Origin of the sequence: Mesorhizobium sp. M0074 (assembly GCF_040322975.1) — a bacterium.
Taxonomy (GTDB): Bacteria; Pseudomonadota; Alphaproteobacteria; order Rhizobiales; family Rhizobiaceae; genus Mesorhizobium.
On record NZ_JAMYUM010000027.1, the window covers coordinates 1 to 13,960 of the forward strand.

Annotated in this window: 10 protein-coding genes and 5 pseudogenes; 8 read left to right on the forward strand and 7 right to left on the reverse strand. The window is 57.6% G+C overall.

Translation table 11 applies throughout. From position 1 onward, the window contains the following. From NKJ73_RS28505 to NKJ73_RS28515, 3 genes and pseudogenes are all read left to right on the forward strand, one after another. A partial coding sequence (locus tag NKJ73_RS28505; protein WP_352571880.1) for a thioesterase domain-containing protein occupies positions 1 to 1,172 on the forward strand: 1,172 nt, incomplete at its 5' end. A 107-nt stretch (positions 1,173 to 1,279) separates the two neighbouring features. Continuing rightward, positions 1,280 to 2,017 (forward strand): 4'-phosphopantetheinyl transferase family protein, encoded by a 738-nt coding sequence (locus NKJ73_RS28510; protein WP_352571881.1) that lies wholly within the window; start codon positions 1,280 to 1,282, stop codon positions 2,015 to 2,017. A gap of 41 nt (positions 2,018 to 2,058) precedes the next feature. Next, a pseudogene (locus NKJ73_RS28515) lies at positions 2,059 to 2,208 on the forward strand (transposase); the annotation flags it as partial. Positions 2,209 to 2,240: 32 nt separating this feature from the next. On the opposite strand, the gene NKJ73_RS28520 reads toward NKJ73_RS28515, so the two are convergent. After that, positions 2,241 to 3,698 carry an ISKra4 family transposase gene (locus NKJ73_RS28520; protein WP_352571882.1) on the reverse strand — a complete coding sequence of 486 codons (1,458 nt, stop codon included), beginning with the start codon at positions 3,696 to 3,698 and terminating at the stop codon, positions 2,241 to 2,243. A gap of 145 nt (positions 3,699 to 3,843) precedes the next feature. On the opposite strand from NKJ73_RS28520, the pseudogene NKJ73_RS28525 reads away from it, so the two are divergent. Together NKJ73_RS28525 and NKJ73_RS28530 are read left to right on the forward strand one after the other, a co-directional pair. Continuing rightward, positions 3,844 to 4,050: pseudogene (locus tag NKJ73_RS28525) on the forward strand (hypothetical protein); the annotation flags it as partial. A gap of 4 nt (positions 4,051 to 4,054) precedes the next feature. Beyond that, positions 4,055 to 4,386, forward strand: a pseudogene (locus NKJ73_RS28530) (transposase); the annotation flags it as partial. Between the two features lie 36 nt (positions 4,387 to 4,422). Here NKJ73_RS28530 and NKJ73_RS28535 read toward each other — a convergent pair. From NKJ73_RS28535 to NKJ73_RS28550, 4 genes are read right to left on the reverse strand one after another with little or no spacing between them, the layout of a single operon-like run. Then, a complete protein-coding gene (locus NKJ73_RS28535; RefSeq protein WP_352571883.1) occupies positions 4,423 to 5,214 on the reverse strand; it encodes a gamma-glutamyl-gamma-aminobutyrate hydrolase family protein in 792 nt (263 codons plus the stop codon). 42 nt (positions 5,215 to 5,256) lie between these two features. Beyond that, positions 5,257 to 6,306 (reverse strand): fatty acid desaturase, encoded by a 1,050-nt coding sequence (locus tag NKJ73_RS28540; RefSeq protein WP_352571884.1) that lies wholly within the window; start codon positions 6,304 to 6,306, stop codon positions 5,257 to 5,259. A gap of 33 nt (positions 6,307 to 6,339) precedes the next feature. Then, complete coding sequence (locus NKJ73_RS28545) at positions 6,340 to 7,674, reverse strand: O-acetylhomoserine aminocarboxypropyltransferase/cysteine synthase family protein (protein WP_352571885.1); 1,335 nt, start codon at positions 7,672 to 7,674, stop codon at positions 6,340 to 6,342. Positions 7,675 to 7,699: 25 nt separating this feature from the next. Continuing rightward, entirely contained in the window at positions 7,700 to 8,815 is a 1,116-nt protein-coding gene (locus NKJ73_RS28550) for a 2-aminoethylphosphonate--pyruvate transaminase (protein ID WP_352571886.1), read from the reverse strand. Between the two features lie 198 nt (positions 8,816 to 9,013). On the opposite strand from NKJ73_RS28550, the gene NKJ73_RS28555 reads away from it, so the two are divergent. Together NKJ73_RS28555 and NKJ73_RS28560 are read left to right on the forward strand one after the other, a co-directional pair. Next, positions 9,014 to 10,393: an aminotransferase-like domain-containing protein gene (locus tag NKJ73_RS28555; protein WP_352571887.1), complete on the forward strand. Its 1,380-nt coding sequence runs from the start codon at positions 9,014 to 9,016 to the stop codon at positions 10,391 to 10,393. 24 nt (positions 10,394 to 10,417) lie between these two features. After that, on the forward strand, positions 10,418 to 11,038 hold the full coding sequence (locus tag NKJ73_RS28560) for a LysE family translocator (RefSeq protein ID WP_352571888.1): 621 nt from the start codon (positions 10,418 to 10,420) through the stop codon (positions 11,036 to 11,038). Positions 11,039 to 11,642: 604 nt separating this feature from the next. Here the strand turns inward: NKJ73_RS28560 and NKJ73_RS28565 are convergent. Continuing rightward, positions 11,643 to 12,515 (reverse strand): annotated as a pseudogene (locus tag NKJ73_RS28565) (IS110 family RNA-guided transposase); the annotation flags it as partial. 317 nt (positions 12,516 to 12,832) lie between these two features. Here NKJ73_RS28565 and NKJ73_RS28570 point away from each other — a divergent pair. Then, the gene (locus tag NKJ73_RS28570; RefSeq protein ID WP_352571890.1) at positions 12,833 to 13,531 is read left to right on the forward strand and encodes an IS6 family transposase; all 699 of its coding nucleotides are present in this window, start codon (positions 12,833 to 12,835) and stop codon (positions 13,529 to 13,531) included. A gap of 56 nt (positions 13,532 to 13,587) precedes the next feature. Here NKJ73_RS28570 and NKJ73_RS28575 read toward each other — a convergent pair. After that, positions 13,588 to 13,815: pseudogene (locus NKJ73_RS28575) on the reverse strand (TCP-1/cpn60 chaperonin family protein); the annotation flags it as partial. Positions 13,816 to 13,960 lie beyond the last annotated feature (145 nt).

The window sequence follows — 13,960 nt, forward strand, 5'->3', positions numbered from 1 at the left end:
CGGCGCTGCCGCTGACGGCCAACGGCAAGCTTGACCGCAAGGCGCTGCCTGTTCCCGACGACGACGCCTATGCGCGGGCGGCCTATGAGGCGCCGCGCGGCGCGATCGAGATGGCGCTGGCGCAGATCTGGGCGGAGCTTCTCGGGGTCGAGCGCATCGGGCGCCACGACCACTTCTTCGAGCTGGGTGGCCACTCGCTCCTGGCGGTGCAGTTGCTCAGTCGAGCATTAGATCTTGGGCTGGACTTTAGCGCCGCTGACCTCTTCCAAGCCCCTGTTCTGAAGGAACTTGCATCGAAGATTCATTTGGAGCCACAGCCCAGGAGTCGCGGAGTGATTTCCATTCGACCAACCGGATCGCAGCCACCGCTCTTCTTTGTCCCCACAGGTTTTGGCGATTGTTCCTATGTCGTCGGTCTGGTGGAGGAAATGGACGTAGACTGTCCCGTCTACGCTCTGCCATGGCCCCCCTTCAATAACCGTTGTCCACCAATTCTTGAGGCGATAGCCGCGGAGACCATCGTGGCGATTAGAAAGATCCAGCCGCAGGGTCCGTATCGTTTCGCTGGATACTCATCAGGCGGGATCTTGGCTTACGCCCAAGCCCAGCTCTTACTGGGTCTCGATGAAGCTATCTCTTTCATGGCGTTGATCGATGTTACGTTACCTGCAAACGTGACAAAGATATCACCCATCCAAATGGTACGAGACGTCGTGCTCGATTCTTTTGAACCCTTAGATGATGAGAGCTTCGAAGTGTTGGAGCAATTTGCTGGACAAAGTTCAATCGCTCAGCTGCTTGAAAAGGGGCAGCAAATTGGGGCAATACCTCTGGATCGTAATCTCCATAACGATGTTTTGATGTATGAAAGGACCGCCCGGTTTCACGAGGCGCTGCAGGCGTACCAAGTCCCAACCCTGCCAATTGAGATACATCAGTTTTATGCCACCGAGGCTCTCTTCAGTTCTCGGGCACGACAAGCTAAGAGTTCATTATGCCCAGAGGCACGTTCGCCTATGCGCGGCTGGGACCGGGTCTTGAGTCCGGAGGCCATTACTGCCGTACCGATTGTAGGCGACCACGTGACGATGATGAGTGTTCTGGAAAACCGCAAGGCTCTGGCCCGAGCCATTTCTACGCCTTTAACCGGGGTTCTTGAAAAAGATCCCTAGCGAACTGCACCGAAGGTTCTGGCACCCAGACGAGGTTCGGTCTCGGATCGCGACAATCCCCAAATGTCGGAGGAGTTCTGGCTCGGTGATCCAAAGATGGGAAACATATGTGGTCCGCCGCCGCTGCTGATCGACGACCGAACCGAGTCAATTCCAAGGCCAAGCTGCATTGGCTGAGCTTCTCATTCGAAAAGCTCAAAGGAACCAAACAGATGGAGATTATCGCAATTGATCAACGGAACATCCTCGTCGGCATCCGTCCAATAGAACCGGGCGACGACTCCACCTTATACGCTTCCGAAGTTACCTCGTTGGGACGCGCTGTTACCAAAGTTCGCCGCCAAAGCGGTGCTGCAAGAGTAGTCGCCAGAACACTCCTTGGGCAACTGGGATTCCCACAACTGCCGATCCTAAAGACGCGCTCTGGTGTTCCGATCTGGCCACCCGGCGTCGTCGGATCTTTGGCGCACCACGATACCGTAGCAGCCGCCGCCATTGCAGGGACGAAAAGGATTGCGGCTCTCGGCATCGACATTGAGCCTAATGAACCTCTGCCGGAGAACCTGATCGAATTGATTGCCACCCCTAACGAGCAACGCATGTACGATCTACATCTGCTCAAGCGGCGGGACCTCTTCGTTCTGAAAGAGGCGGTATATAAGGCGTATTTCCCGCTGTACAACCAGTTCATTGAATTCCAGGATGTGGAAATTGATATCTCTGCGCGATTAGGGTACGTGTCGAAGGCAAATTGCACGTTTTCGCTCGAGTTACTTATTTCCAACAATGTAATTGGGTTGGCGTATTCATGGCCGACATGCGGTGACCTTGCCCCGCTGATCTAATCCGGTTGACGTTCGTTCTGGCCCATCGAGAGGACCAGGACATGAAACGTAGCCGCTTTTCTGAAGAGCAGATCATCCGAATTTTGAAGGAACATGAGGCCGGGGTATCGGTTGCCGATCTGTGCCGCAAGCACGGGGTCAGCGACGCCTCGATCTACAACTGTCGCTTGGCAGATGGGGTGGTTGCCGTCCTCCCTTAACGAGACCGGTAACTTCTCTGGGGTTAGGCGGCGCGCAGGAGAGGCGGTTTGGGCTTGAATAGTGGTGGCACGTTCGGCTCTGGCTGTCGGAACGGTGCCCGCAATCGATTGCGAAGCTCGCCGTTGAGATCTGCCGTCCTGACCTGCATGAGCATGTGAGCACCGTGGAGCGACCACCGCATCTGCTGTTTCTTGACCATCCGCTTGCCGACAAGTGAATTCACCGCCGATCCAGCCAGAGTCGTTGCGACGCGAAGGCCGGCTTGGTAGCGCTTGCCATAGTTGACGATCGCGCCGCGGTTCGAACGGATATAGGTCAGGAGTTGCAAGCCGAGGCTTTGAAGTCGGGCGATGGAGAACTCGCTGTCTCCTTGCGAAGCCTTCACCCTCTCCAAGAGTTGCTCCAGATCGGTGATCGCGCGATCGACCCGCCCATGCCACAGGCGCCACTTCACCGCTCTGATGTCACGGTCGATTGCGGGAAGCGCTTCAGAGAGACCCGATCGGGATCGAGCCATATGATCGGCGATCTGCTGCATCGGCTGGACCTTCATGGCGATGTGGAACCAGTCGATGATGTGGGCCGTCGGCTTCGGCATTGCGCGGGGTAGCCGCTTCAGGATTTCGGCGCCGTCCGAAATCACCGTCACATCGCCAAAGCCGCGGTAGCCTACTTCCCGAAGGGCATGAAGGGCGCGATCCCGGATTGCCCGTTGGTCGGTGCTGCCGGTCACGAAATAGCGACCGCCGCCTTCGCCCCGCCCGCCGCGGCCGCATCGGGCCACAACGAGCTCGAAGTTGCGCGCGGAATTGGAATCGGCGCTGCGAACATGCGCAGTATCGATGCTGATGACGAACTCTTTGCGTCGATCGCCGGGAAGCTGCATTTCAAGCTGGCGTCGTTCGTCGGTTTGCGCCCTTGCGTGCAATTCTTCCTCAGCAACCTGATCGTCGAGCCGTTCGCCAATCCTGATGGTTCGCTTGCGCACGGTGGCATGCGTCTCGGTCGGCTCAACGGGCAGGAATTCGGCAAGCACTCTCGCAGCCTGCCGGTACGGCATCATGCTCCCCAGCCGCGCCGTCAGTTCCATCAGCTCGGATGTCGCTCGATCCGGGCAGATCTCCCGCAGCGGCGCAAAGGCATCGACCATGCCTGGGTAACAATCCCGACACAGCATCCAACGAGGATTGCGCACCTCCACGATGCCAAAGACAGTCCGGATCCGTCGCGTCGTGTAGTCCTTGACCGGCCGAAACCTGTGGCAATCCGGGCAGACCCGACGAAAGAGGGAATACGTCTCCGCCTCATGGTTCACGACCGCGCTCTGCAGCGCCGCCATGATGGTCTTGCTGTCCTCGATCGACAGGCCAAGGTCGCCGTCAAACAGACGTTCCCAGCTCTTGTCGATGCGGACCGCCTTCCGGCAAACGTCTCCGAACTCGTTCCTGCCCTCGATCGTGATCGTCCATTCCACCGCCATCGCTTTCCCTCCGAACAAAGCGGCGCTCATGGACTACGCGGGCCTAACAACCTGTATTCGACCCCAGAGAAATTACCGGTCTCAGCTGGCCGCAATCTCACATTTAAGTGCAGTGCGACATCGTGACCGGCACACGACATTGAGCGACGTCACCATTTTCAGCGACGGTGACGTTGGACCACAAGGAATCGTCCTGAGCGCCACAAGGGAGCCCATCACCCACATTCTCCACTGGTTCCATCTGTCGATGCAGCTTGGGCACATCGAGCGGGCATGGCACGGGATCAAGAGCTCGAGGGATCTGAATGTCTATCTCTGGGAGTCCGCGTTTCATGTGCCCAGGCTCCGTCACTTCTCTGGAGCGCGGCCAGGTCGCGGACTGCAAGGCGGCGAGGTGCTTCTCGGACAGATGCCAGAAACCGGTCCCGTCAATACCGACAAGGGCTACGATAGCAACGCCATCCGCCGCCAGATCAGTGAACGGGGAGCCTTCGCCAACATCCCGCCCAAAGCCAATCGCATCTGGAAAAACTGCTTCTCACCCTTCCTCTACCGCGACCGGAACGCAACCGAGCGCATGTTCTGCCGCCTCAAGGATTTCCGCCGGATCGCAACGAGATACGATCGCCTCGAAACTAATTTCCTCGCCGCAGTCTGCATCGCCGCGACCGTCAGCTTCTGGTTATAAGTCCGGACTCTAAAGACTAGAAGATGCCGCCATCGGTTAGGCACCGGGCTTGGGTTGAGACCTCCAAGCCTTACAGGCCTTTCCGAATGCCTGAAAAAGCTTCTTGGAGAAGTCATCCTCTGCTACATGCCACTCAGGATGCCATTGCACTGCCAACTGGAAAGATCTGGCATTGGCTACGCTGACAGCCTCTATCAAGCCGTCGGAGGCAACAGCCTCACAGACGAGACCTTTTCCAAGCGCTGATATTCCTTGGTTGTGAAGCGAGTTGACGTTGAAGGACTCGTAGCCATCAAAGATTTCCGCGAGAATTCCGTCGGGCTGAACAAGCACTTCGTGAACCGGGTCGTACTGCCTGTCCCGCGGTAGGGTTACGTCTTCCGTGTGGCACAGCATACCCTTCTTGCTCGAAATGTCTTCGTAGAGGTCGCCGCCGAATAGGACGTTGAGTTCCTGAACTCCCCGACAGATGCCAAGGATCGGCGTCCCCGCAGCAAGAGCGGCAGAGAGGAACGAACTTGCCATCAGGTCTCTAAAAGGATCCGATGCTCCACTGCGATACCCATCCTCTGACGGCGAAGGGCGTGGCGCGCCGGATCGCCTGAAGTAGGCGGGATCGAGGTTCGATTCGTCTCCGGTGAGGACAAGTCCGTCGAGACGGCAGGCGATTTTCCGGACGCCTTCTGCGTCGTCCGACGATCGCGTCGGCAGGATCACGACATCGACATCGGCGAATATCTCAAGTGCATCGATGTATCGCCTGCGGACCCACTCCCGGTGAACTCCGTCGTCGACGAGACGGTTTGCGGTAACTCCGACCAGTGGCATCGTTGCCTCTCTCCAAGATCTACGAGACGGCCGCCTTAGCCATTAGCAGGGTTGCTCTGCCCGGCTTACTTCGTACAGCCTTCTGTTGCGATCGATCAGTTGTGAGATAACGCTTGCCTGTCCTTCCGGCCCCTTACAGAAGAGGCCGCCCCATGTCGCCGCCGCCTTGCTGTATTCGGGGTCCGCCATCCGAATCTTCTGCGCCTCTTTGAGCAGCCAGAACGGAATGCCGGGAGAAAGGTGATGTTCGAGATGATATTCGTCCAGATTCACACCCAGCAATTTGCGCTCGATAAAGTTGCCCTTTCGGTTTCTGGTCAGGTACAGGTTCTTGTTCTCCGTTTCGCACATTGGCGAATGCTCGGCGATCTCGGTGAACCAGCCGATGACTTGGAAGGTCGTAAGGTATGGAACAAACCAGAAAAGCACGAGCTTGTCGAAGAACCCGAACGCCACCGACGCGCCCAGAACAGCCAGCCAGAAGGCAAAGAAACCCCACTTGTCGACCAAGATGCCCGTCTTGTCAGTGTAGTCCCCTTCAGTGCTGCCGACACTGAACCTGTAGGTGAAGAGGTATCTCAGGTAGGCCAATGTCGCTCCTCCCAGCATCGGGAAAACAACGATGTCCCAAAAATATCTCTTCGGGTGGCGCACGTCGTACACACCGCTCGCCAGGAAGAATTGGAGATCGGGATCTTTCTGCGGATCTCCAAGGTGCGGATGGTGCAGGTGGACGTGTGAAATCCGGTAGGCCCAATGGCGCTGGAACAACGGATAAGAGGCGAACAGGATGCCGAGGAGGTAGTTCAGCCTGATGTTTTTCGCCAGGGTCTTGTGTGCCGCGTCGTGCGCGATCGTGGTCAAGCCTCTTTGGTGCGCCCCGATAAACAGCACCGCCAACGGATAGAACCACCAGGAAACCCACGACACGAGTGCGGCGAAAGCGATTATGACCGCGTAATCTTTCGCGATGTAGAGCACGCCAGTGACGTTGTCCGGGCGTAGCGCAGCGAGCGACTTTTTGATACCGGAGGGAAAGCGGGCACTTTCGAAACGGTGGTCCTTTAGAGGCCAAACATCTTGAACGTTCATGTTTTCCTCGAAATGTTGGTGGTTGGCAGTTTTTCAACCCAAAGCCGACAAGGCGCGTTCCAGGTCGCGCATGATGTCGTCGACATGTTCAAGACCGACGCAGAGTCGGATGGTCCCGTCGTTGATACCGGCCGCCATACGCTTTTCACGGGGGACCGTCGTATGGGTCGTCGAAACGGGGTGAGTGATGAGAGTGCGGGCGTCACCCACGTTCGAGACGTGGTAAAGCATGTCGACGTTCTCTATGAGGATGCGGCCGCTGGCGGCGTCGCTGACTTCGAACATGAGCATGGCCCCGAAGCCATAGTTCCTATCGAATAGGTCATCCGCTAGTTCCTTCTTCCTGCCAGTGAACAGGGACGGATAGGTCACCTTGCTGACCTTTGGATGGTCCTTCAACATCTCAGCCACTGCCTGGGCGTTATCGCAATGCTCGCGCATTCGCAAATGCAGCGTTTCTAGTCCCTGCAGGAGTTGGAAGCTGTTAAAGGGACTGGCGCAAGCACCGACGTCGCGCAGCCACGTCATGCGCGCTTTCAGAAGCGCTGGGCTCTTGCCCAGGTCGTCGAGATCCCGCACAGCCTCGTGCCAAAGGATGTCGCCGTGCGCCTCGTCGGGGCCTGCGAATAAGGGAAAGCGTTCCGCATGTTCCTGGAAAGGGAAACTGGCATAATCCGTGATAATCCCGCCGAGCGTGGTCCCATGCCCGCAAACATACTTGGTGGCGGAATAGGTTGCCATATGTGCACCAAGTTTCGCAGGCCGGCAGACAAGCGGAGTCGTAGTATTGTCTACCACGACGGGTACGCCCCTCCTTCTCCCCATCTCTGCCAGTTGGCGCAGCGGCAACGGGTCCAGTATAGGATTGGAGATACACTCTCCGAACAGGCATATCGTGCGGTCATCTATCTGCCTTTCGAAAGCTTCAGGACCAGAGTTTTCGGCCGTCCGGGCCTCGATGCCGAGCCTTCTGAAGGTGTTGTGCAGCAGGTTCCACGTGTTCCCGTAGAGATACGGCGAAGCGACAACATTGTCGCCGGGCCTGCCGCTGCAGAGATTGGCCAACGCTATGAAAGTCGCAGCCTGGCCGGATGAGACAGCCAAGCTGTCAGACGCGTTGTCCACCGCCGCGAATCGTCTCTCCAGCGCCCTAGTCGTGGGATTGATAATGCGGGTATAAGTATACCCGTCTTCTTTGACATTGTAGATGTTGGCGATCTTGGAAAGGTCGCCATCCAATTCGTATGCGGTGTTTTGGTATATTGGTACGCAAACAGCCTTCGTCGCCGGATCGCTTCTGAAACCTGCATGCAGTGCTGCGGTCGCCGGGTGCATCCAGGATTCCGGCCCTTTGGCTTTCTTAAACATTCGGTGCTCCTTGTCTCGCCCCAGATCAGGCGGCCTGGACTGAAAACGATGTCGAGATGCGGAAATGCCCGGCTGTGACACCGAGAAGCTTGTCGATCCAAAAGTCTGGGATCTGACCAATGCATCCTATTCGGAACGTGCTGGTTTGCTCGTGGAGCTTCGCGTAGATGCAAATTCCATGTTCAGCGAGGCATTTGTAGAAGCTCTCGAAGGCCGCCTTGTCCGGAACGAGATCGGCTGAGTGGAAGGCCAGGCAAACAGGGGACTGGAACTCCTGCGGAACGACCGTTCCGAATCCGAGTGCCTTCATGCCACCAAGGATCCTGTCGCGGATTTTGCAATAGCGCTTGTTCCTTGAGGGGATCCCCTCTTCTAGAAGCCCTTCGAGTGCCTTGTCGAATGCTTGCACCACATGGGTCGGGGGCGTCGTGCGCCACTCCTGATGCTGTTCGAAGTGTTGCCATTGGTCCAAGATGTCGAGGCAGAATGATCGCGCGTGAGACACTCCAGCGCCGAGCAATCGGTTCGAGACTAAGGCGAAAGCGACGCCAGCAGGCGCTTCGATGCATTTGTTTCCCGACGACACCAAGATGTCGATGCCGTCAGCTTCGACATCGACAGTGAGGGCTCCGAAAGAACTCATTGCGTCAACGACGGTTACGAGTCCGTGCCGTCGGCCGATTTTCAGGAGACTGTGCATCGGATTGACCAGTCCCGTGGTGGTTTCGCAGTGAACGAAACAGACATGGGTGAAACGCTCGCCCAAGATTGTTGCCCGCTCGAATTCGGCGACATCTATTGGCAGGGAAGCTGGGAATCGGAGAGCTTCGAAGTCGATACCGCTTTTCGATAGGATTTGCGCGATGCGTTCACCGTAAATCCCGTTGATGCAGACGAGCGCTTTGTCTCCCTTGCCGATGAAGGTCGAAAGAGCTGCTTCCATTGCATAGGTGCCACTACCCTGAATCGGGATGGCCGAATGCGACAGCTGGCCGCCGGCTATGAGCAACAGCCGGTCTCTCAATTGTTGTGTGACCTGCTTGAAAGTTGGATCCCTCGATCCGAGGTCCACCCTCATTGCGTCCTTGACGGCAGAAGACAGGTTCAAAGGCCCGGGGGTAAAAAGACACCTGTCGCTCATCGCTTGCGCCTTCCTGTTCGAGGGTGAGATAGCTTCGCTGACAAGTCGCCCGGAACGGCCCGTGACACGACGTCCTACTGGCGTGGCTGCTCGGGCTCCAATTGCCAGTTGCGACTTGGCAAGTTGCACAACGTGTATTTCTTGTTACACTTCCTCGCAAACGTAATAGTGTCATGTGACACTATTTTTGGAGTTGTGATGCTTCTAAAATCGCCTTGGGAACCGTATCTTGCGGCCATGAAAGCCGCTCCGTCGGATCGACTGGTAACAGCTTTGGCTGACGACATTCTTACAGGCAGGCTCGGTGCAGACGACCGGCTGCCACCCCACCGTGACATCGCGTTCCGGCTGGGAATTGGCGTAGGAACAGTGACGAAAGCCTATACTGTCCTTGAGCGGCGTGGGCTGATACGGAGCGAACGAGGAAGGGGTACTTTCGTGGCCGCCTTGCCGGGGACGAGGGAGGCCGTAATCGATCTGAGTGTGAACACGCCGCCCCGCCTTCTCAGCGAGCGCATGCTTGGGAGGACCTTGGCATCTATCTCACGCGGCATCGATCCCAATCTGTTTGCCCAGTATCCGCCTGACGGAGGGCACATCGAGCATCGCAGGCAGATGGTACAATGGCTTGCGGGTCTCGGCATGCAGGCGAAGGCAGACAACGTTCTGCTGTGCAACGGTGCGCAACAGGCCTTAGCAGTTGCTTTCTCAGTGACGAACCAAGCGGGGGGAACGATCTTTAGCGAGTCGCAGACCTATCCGGGCGCGATCTCGTTTGCTCGATATGCTGGATACCGTCTCGTCGGTTTGAAGGTAGACGGTGAAGGCCTGAGACCGGACGTGCTCGATGAAGCCCTGCAACGTCCACGCGACGGCCAGAAAGGTGCCGTAGTTTACGTAACACCTACAATGCATAATCCTACCACTGCGACAATGGGGATAGGCCGCCGGCGGGACATCGTGGAAGTCTGCCGCAAGTGGGATGCTTTGATCATAGAGGACGACGTTTATTCCCTCGGCTCAACCGATCACCCTCCCTTAGCGATGCTTGCTCCCGAGAGGACCTTTTATGCCAACAGTCTATCCAAGACCGTCAGTCCAGGGTTGAGGATAGGCTCCTTGGTCGTTCCCGAGAATTTTGTCGGCCGTGCTGCAATCGCGCTTTCTGCCACATCGTCGATGGTGTCCCCGTTTTCTTGCGCGGTCATGGCCGAATTGCTCGTCAACGGCGTAGCGGAGTCCGTTCGCACGTCGATCGGTGTAGAATCGTCCAGACGCCTGAACTTAGCGAGATCATTCCTCGCAGACCGCGTGGTATTCCCTAAATACGAGGGATTCCACATATGGCTGCCGATGCGGCGCCAAGAAGCAGAAAGCTTTGCGATTGCTAGCAATGCAGTCGGCATTCATGTCACCCCGCCGGCAGCGACGGCCGCGGATCCGGCTGCCGATGACGGCGGCATTCGCATCTGCGTTGGTGGACCTGAGCTTTCCGACCTGAAGATTGCTTTGGAGAAAATCTCCGCCATCATCAAAAACTCCGACAATCGCGAACAGCCGCATAGATCTTTCGTCTGATCAGGAATATCCGGAAAGGCACCAATGCAACACAATTTGTGGATCATTTTCACTACGTTAGGGCTGTATGCAGCCATCATAGTCAGCCCAGGCCCCAATTTTGCCCTGGTTTCGCGCCTGTCGATGTCAGGCGCTCTGCCGTCAGCTCTGGGGGCAACACTGGGACTGTCTCTCGCGGCCACGCTCTACGCGGTCTTGTCCATGACCGGCCTCGCCATCCTGATTACTCGAGTGGATTGGCTAGCTACTGCCGTGCAGGCCGTCGGAGGTGCGTATCTTATCTATCTTGGGCTAAATAGCTGGTTTGCTTCTCCCTCACGTGACGAGGCCGTAAAATCGACGGGTGGCACTTTCTGGTCAGGCCTACACATGGGAACTTTGGTCGAGATGACAAATCCCAAGGGCATTGCGTTCTTCTTGGGCCTCTATGCCATGGCAATACCTGCAGATGCCGGCATCCCCCTAAAACTCGCAGTCCTGGCTGGCGGCTTCATTCTGGAAATGCTGTGGTACGGTTTTGTCGCCGTCGTGATGTCTACGCCGCCCGTACAGGCGGCCTACAAGAAATCAGGGGGGTGGATCGATCGCCTTACCGGCACACTTTTGATCGGCTTCGGCATTAAAATGCTGGCCGAGCGTATCTGAGCCAGCCAACTGCCTACATCGTCTTTAAGACAATCCTGGAAGAGCTGTCGCAAAGCGTCGATGAGGCGGATCTCCGCGAAGCCATGGCTGGTGCGGACGCAGGACTCGAGCTGATCATCCTCGACCATTTGACTTTGCCGTCGCAACTGGCCTTATCGATCAACCCCTCAACAGCGCCTGATGCGATTTGCGCAGTCACATGCCACGGTTTATGTCATATTCCTGTCTATTTGCCTGTTGTCTGTTGGACACCTTGTATGGGGATTTCGTTGTCAAGGGGCCTTCACTGATTTCGCGGTAAAGCGGTCAGGATAGCCATAACAGAACGGTTGGTCACTGCCTTGTGCATTGGTCCGCGAGCATCAAATTCGAGGGGAGCCTGCCTTTGGGCGCATCGCATTACGCCGCAACCTTGTATTCGGTGGGTCTGCAAAAGACCCGGACCATGAAGCAGTCATTGGCTTCAGCAGCAAGGCTCCGAGGCGGCGGGCCCATTCTCATGACAGCAAATAACGCCATGGTGTCCATCGGGACACCGCCACCTCGAATCGATACGCGCGGGCGTCATTACGGCGGTTGATCCGTCAGGCGCCCTGCAGTGTGTTCAGTTCATCGGGCGCAATGTGACGCCCATCGGGATTTCGCCGACGGTAACCAATCGCCAGAGCGCGATGAGTAACTTGCGTGCGAGCGCCACGATCATCGTCGTCTTGCGGGCGCCCTGTGCCGCTCGTGCCTGGAACCATTGCGTCAGTTCGCTATTCTTTTGGAATCTCAGGAAGCGCCAGGCCAATTGGATCAGCCCGCGTCGCACCCGGGCGTTGCCTGCCTTGGCCAACCCCTTTTCGCGTCGTTTCGATCCGCTCTCGTCGGGGGAGCCTGTCAGACCGGCGTAACGCGCCACCGCGCGCCGGTCTCTGAGGTTGCGGCTAAGCACCTCGTGGACCAGCATGTCGGCTGTCTCAATCCCGACACCAATCACGCGCGCCAATAGCACAACCATTGCATTACACCCCGACGCGGGCGCCTGCTCAAGCTGGGCAATTCTGGCTTTTTCAATCGTCGTGATCTGATCGCGCACCACCGCAAGCCGAGCCATGTCGCGCCGCATCTCTTCCAGCATATTCGGCGGAAGCGGCTGTCCTTCCGAAGTGCGCAGGTCCGGCAACTTCTTCGGCGCCCGGCGAAGCTCGGGCTTGAAGCCACGGATGCCGAGCCGAGCCAGCGCCCCTTTCATGCGATTGACTATCCGCGTTTTCTCGCTGACCAGGTTCTCCCGCTCGCGGCTCGGCCGCTTGGCATCCTCTTCCGCCAGTGATGGGATCGCCACCATGCGGCAGTGGCCACGCTCGCCACGCAGCCAACCCAGGAACACGCGCATCAGCATGGCCGTGTCTAGCCTGTCGGTTTTCGCCCGTCGGTGTTCACGGTTCACGGCGACGCTGGTTGAATGGATGACGTGAGCGTCTATGCCTCGCGTCTGCGGCAACAGCCTTATCGACCGATCCGGACAGCACCGCGGCAAGAACAGCGTCAACAAGCCGCCCGGCGATTCCCGAGAGCTTAGATCCATATTAGATTAGCGGACGTTAAATTTAGAACGTCTCGGCTTGTGACGTTCCGGGCAGAATGACGGAAGACGGTCTGGTTTCACTTCGCGAGCTTTGACCGTCTCGCCGACTTCGCGTGATCTCGACAAGACATTTGTTCACTAGGCATGGAAGCAGGATGTGTTGCAACGATTTTGTTACTCTCGAGTGGCAAGGGATCCTTCAACCATTTCGGAGGATTGCGATGTTCAAAGGCCGCCAGTTCGACCAATCTGTGATCCTGCTTTGCGTGCGCTGGTACCTGGCCTACAATCTGAGCCTGCGTGATCTTGAGGAGATGATGGCCGAGCGCGGCATTACGGTCGATCACACGACCATCCACCGCTGGACGGTCCGTTTCGCGCCCTTGTTGCTGGAGCGCTTCAACCGGCGCAAGCGTAGCGTGACCGGCAAATGGCATGTCGACGAGACCTACATCAAGGTCCGTGGCCAGTGGATGTATCTCTATCGCGCCATCGACAGTGTCGGCGACACCATCGAATTCTATTTCAGCGAGCAGCGCGACCTGCCGTCGGCCAAACGCTTCTTCAGAAAGGCGCTGGAGCGTCATGGCCGACCGGATCGCGTCGTCATCGACGGTAGCCAGACCAATCGGGAGGCGATCGTTTCCTGCGACACCACAAATCGCTTGCAGGATCGCTCCCGGCGCCGGCTGAAGCCGATCCGGATCCGCAAGAGTAGATACCTGAATAACCGGATCGAACAGGACCATCGGCGCATCAAGCGCCGTATCCGGCCGATGCTCGGCTTCAAATCGACGGCCACCGCAGCCACCACCCTGACCGGCATCGAAATGATTCACATGATGCGCAAGCGACAGGCGAGGTACGCCTTCAATCCGAATCCGTCCTCGGCCGAGCAGTTCGAAATCCTCGCCGCCTGATTGACCTCGCATCAGGGCCTCTCTGTGCCCCTATTCAGCCGTTGCAACAAAACCCCTCAGAAACCCATGCCGCCCATGCCGCCGCCGCCCATACCGCCAGGCATGCCGCCGCCAGCCGACCTCTTCTTCGGAGCCTCCGCGATCATGGCTTCGGTGGTGACGAGCAGGCCGGCGACCGAGGCCGCGTCCTGGAGAGCCGTGCGCACGACCTTGATCGGATCGACGATACCCATGGCGATCATGTCGCCATATTCGCCGGTCTGGGCGTTGTAGCCGAAGGCCGCGGTCGATTTGAAGACCGCCAAGGCATCGCGACGATCTTTTCGGGCTCGCCACTCTCTCCAATGCGCAGAGGCCTCCCGCTGAGATCGAGGAGTTTGGCAGAACCTTCACTCAAGACTGCCTGACGGCTCCAGGGCCTTCTGTTGC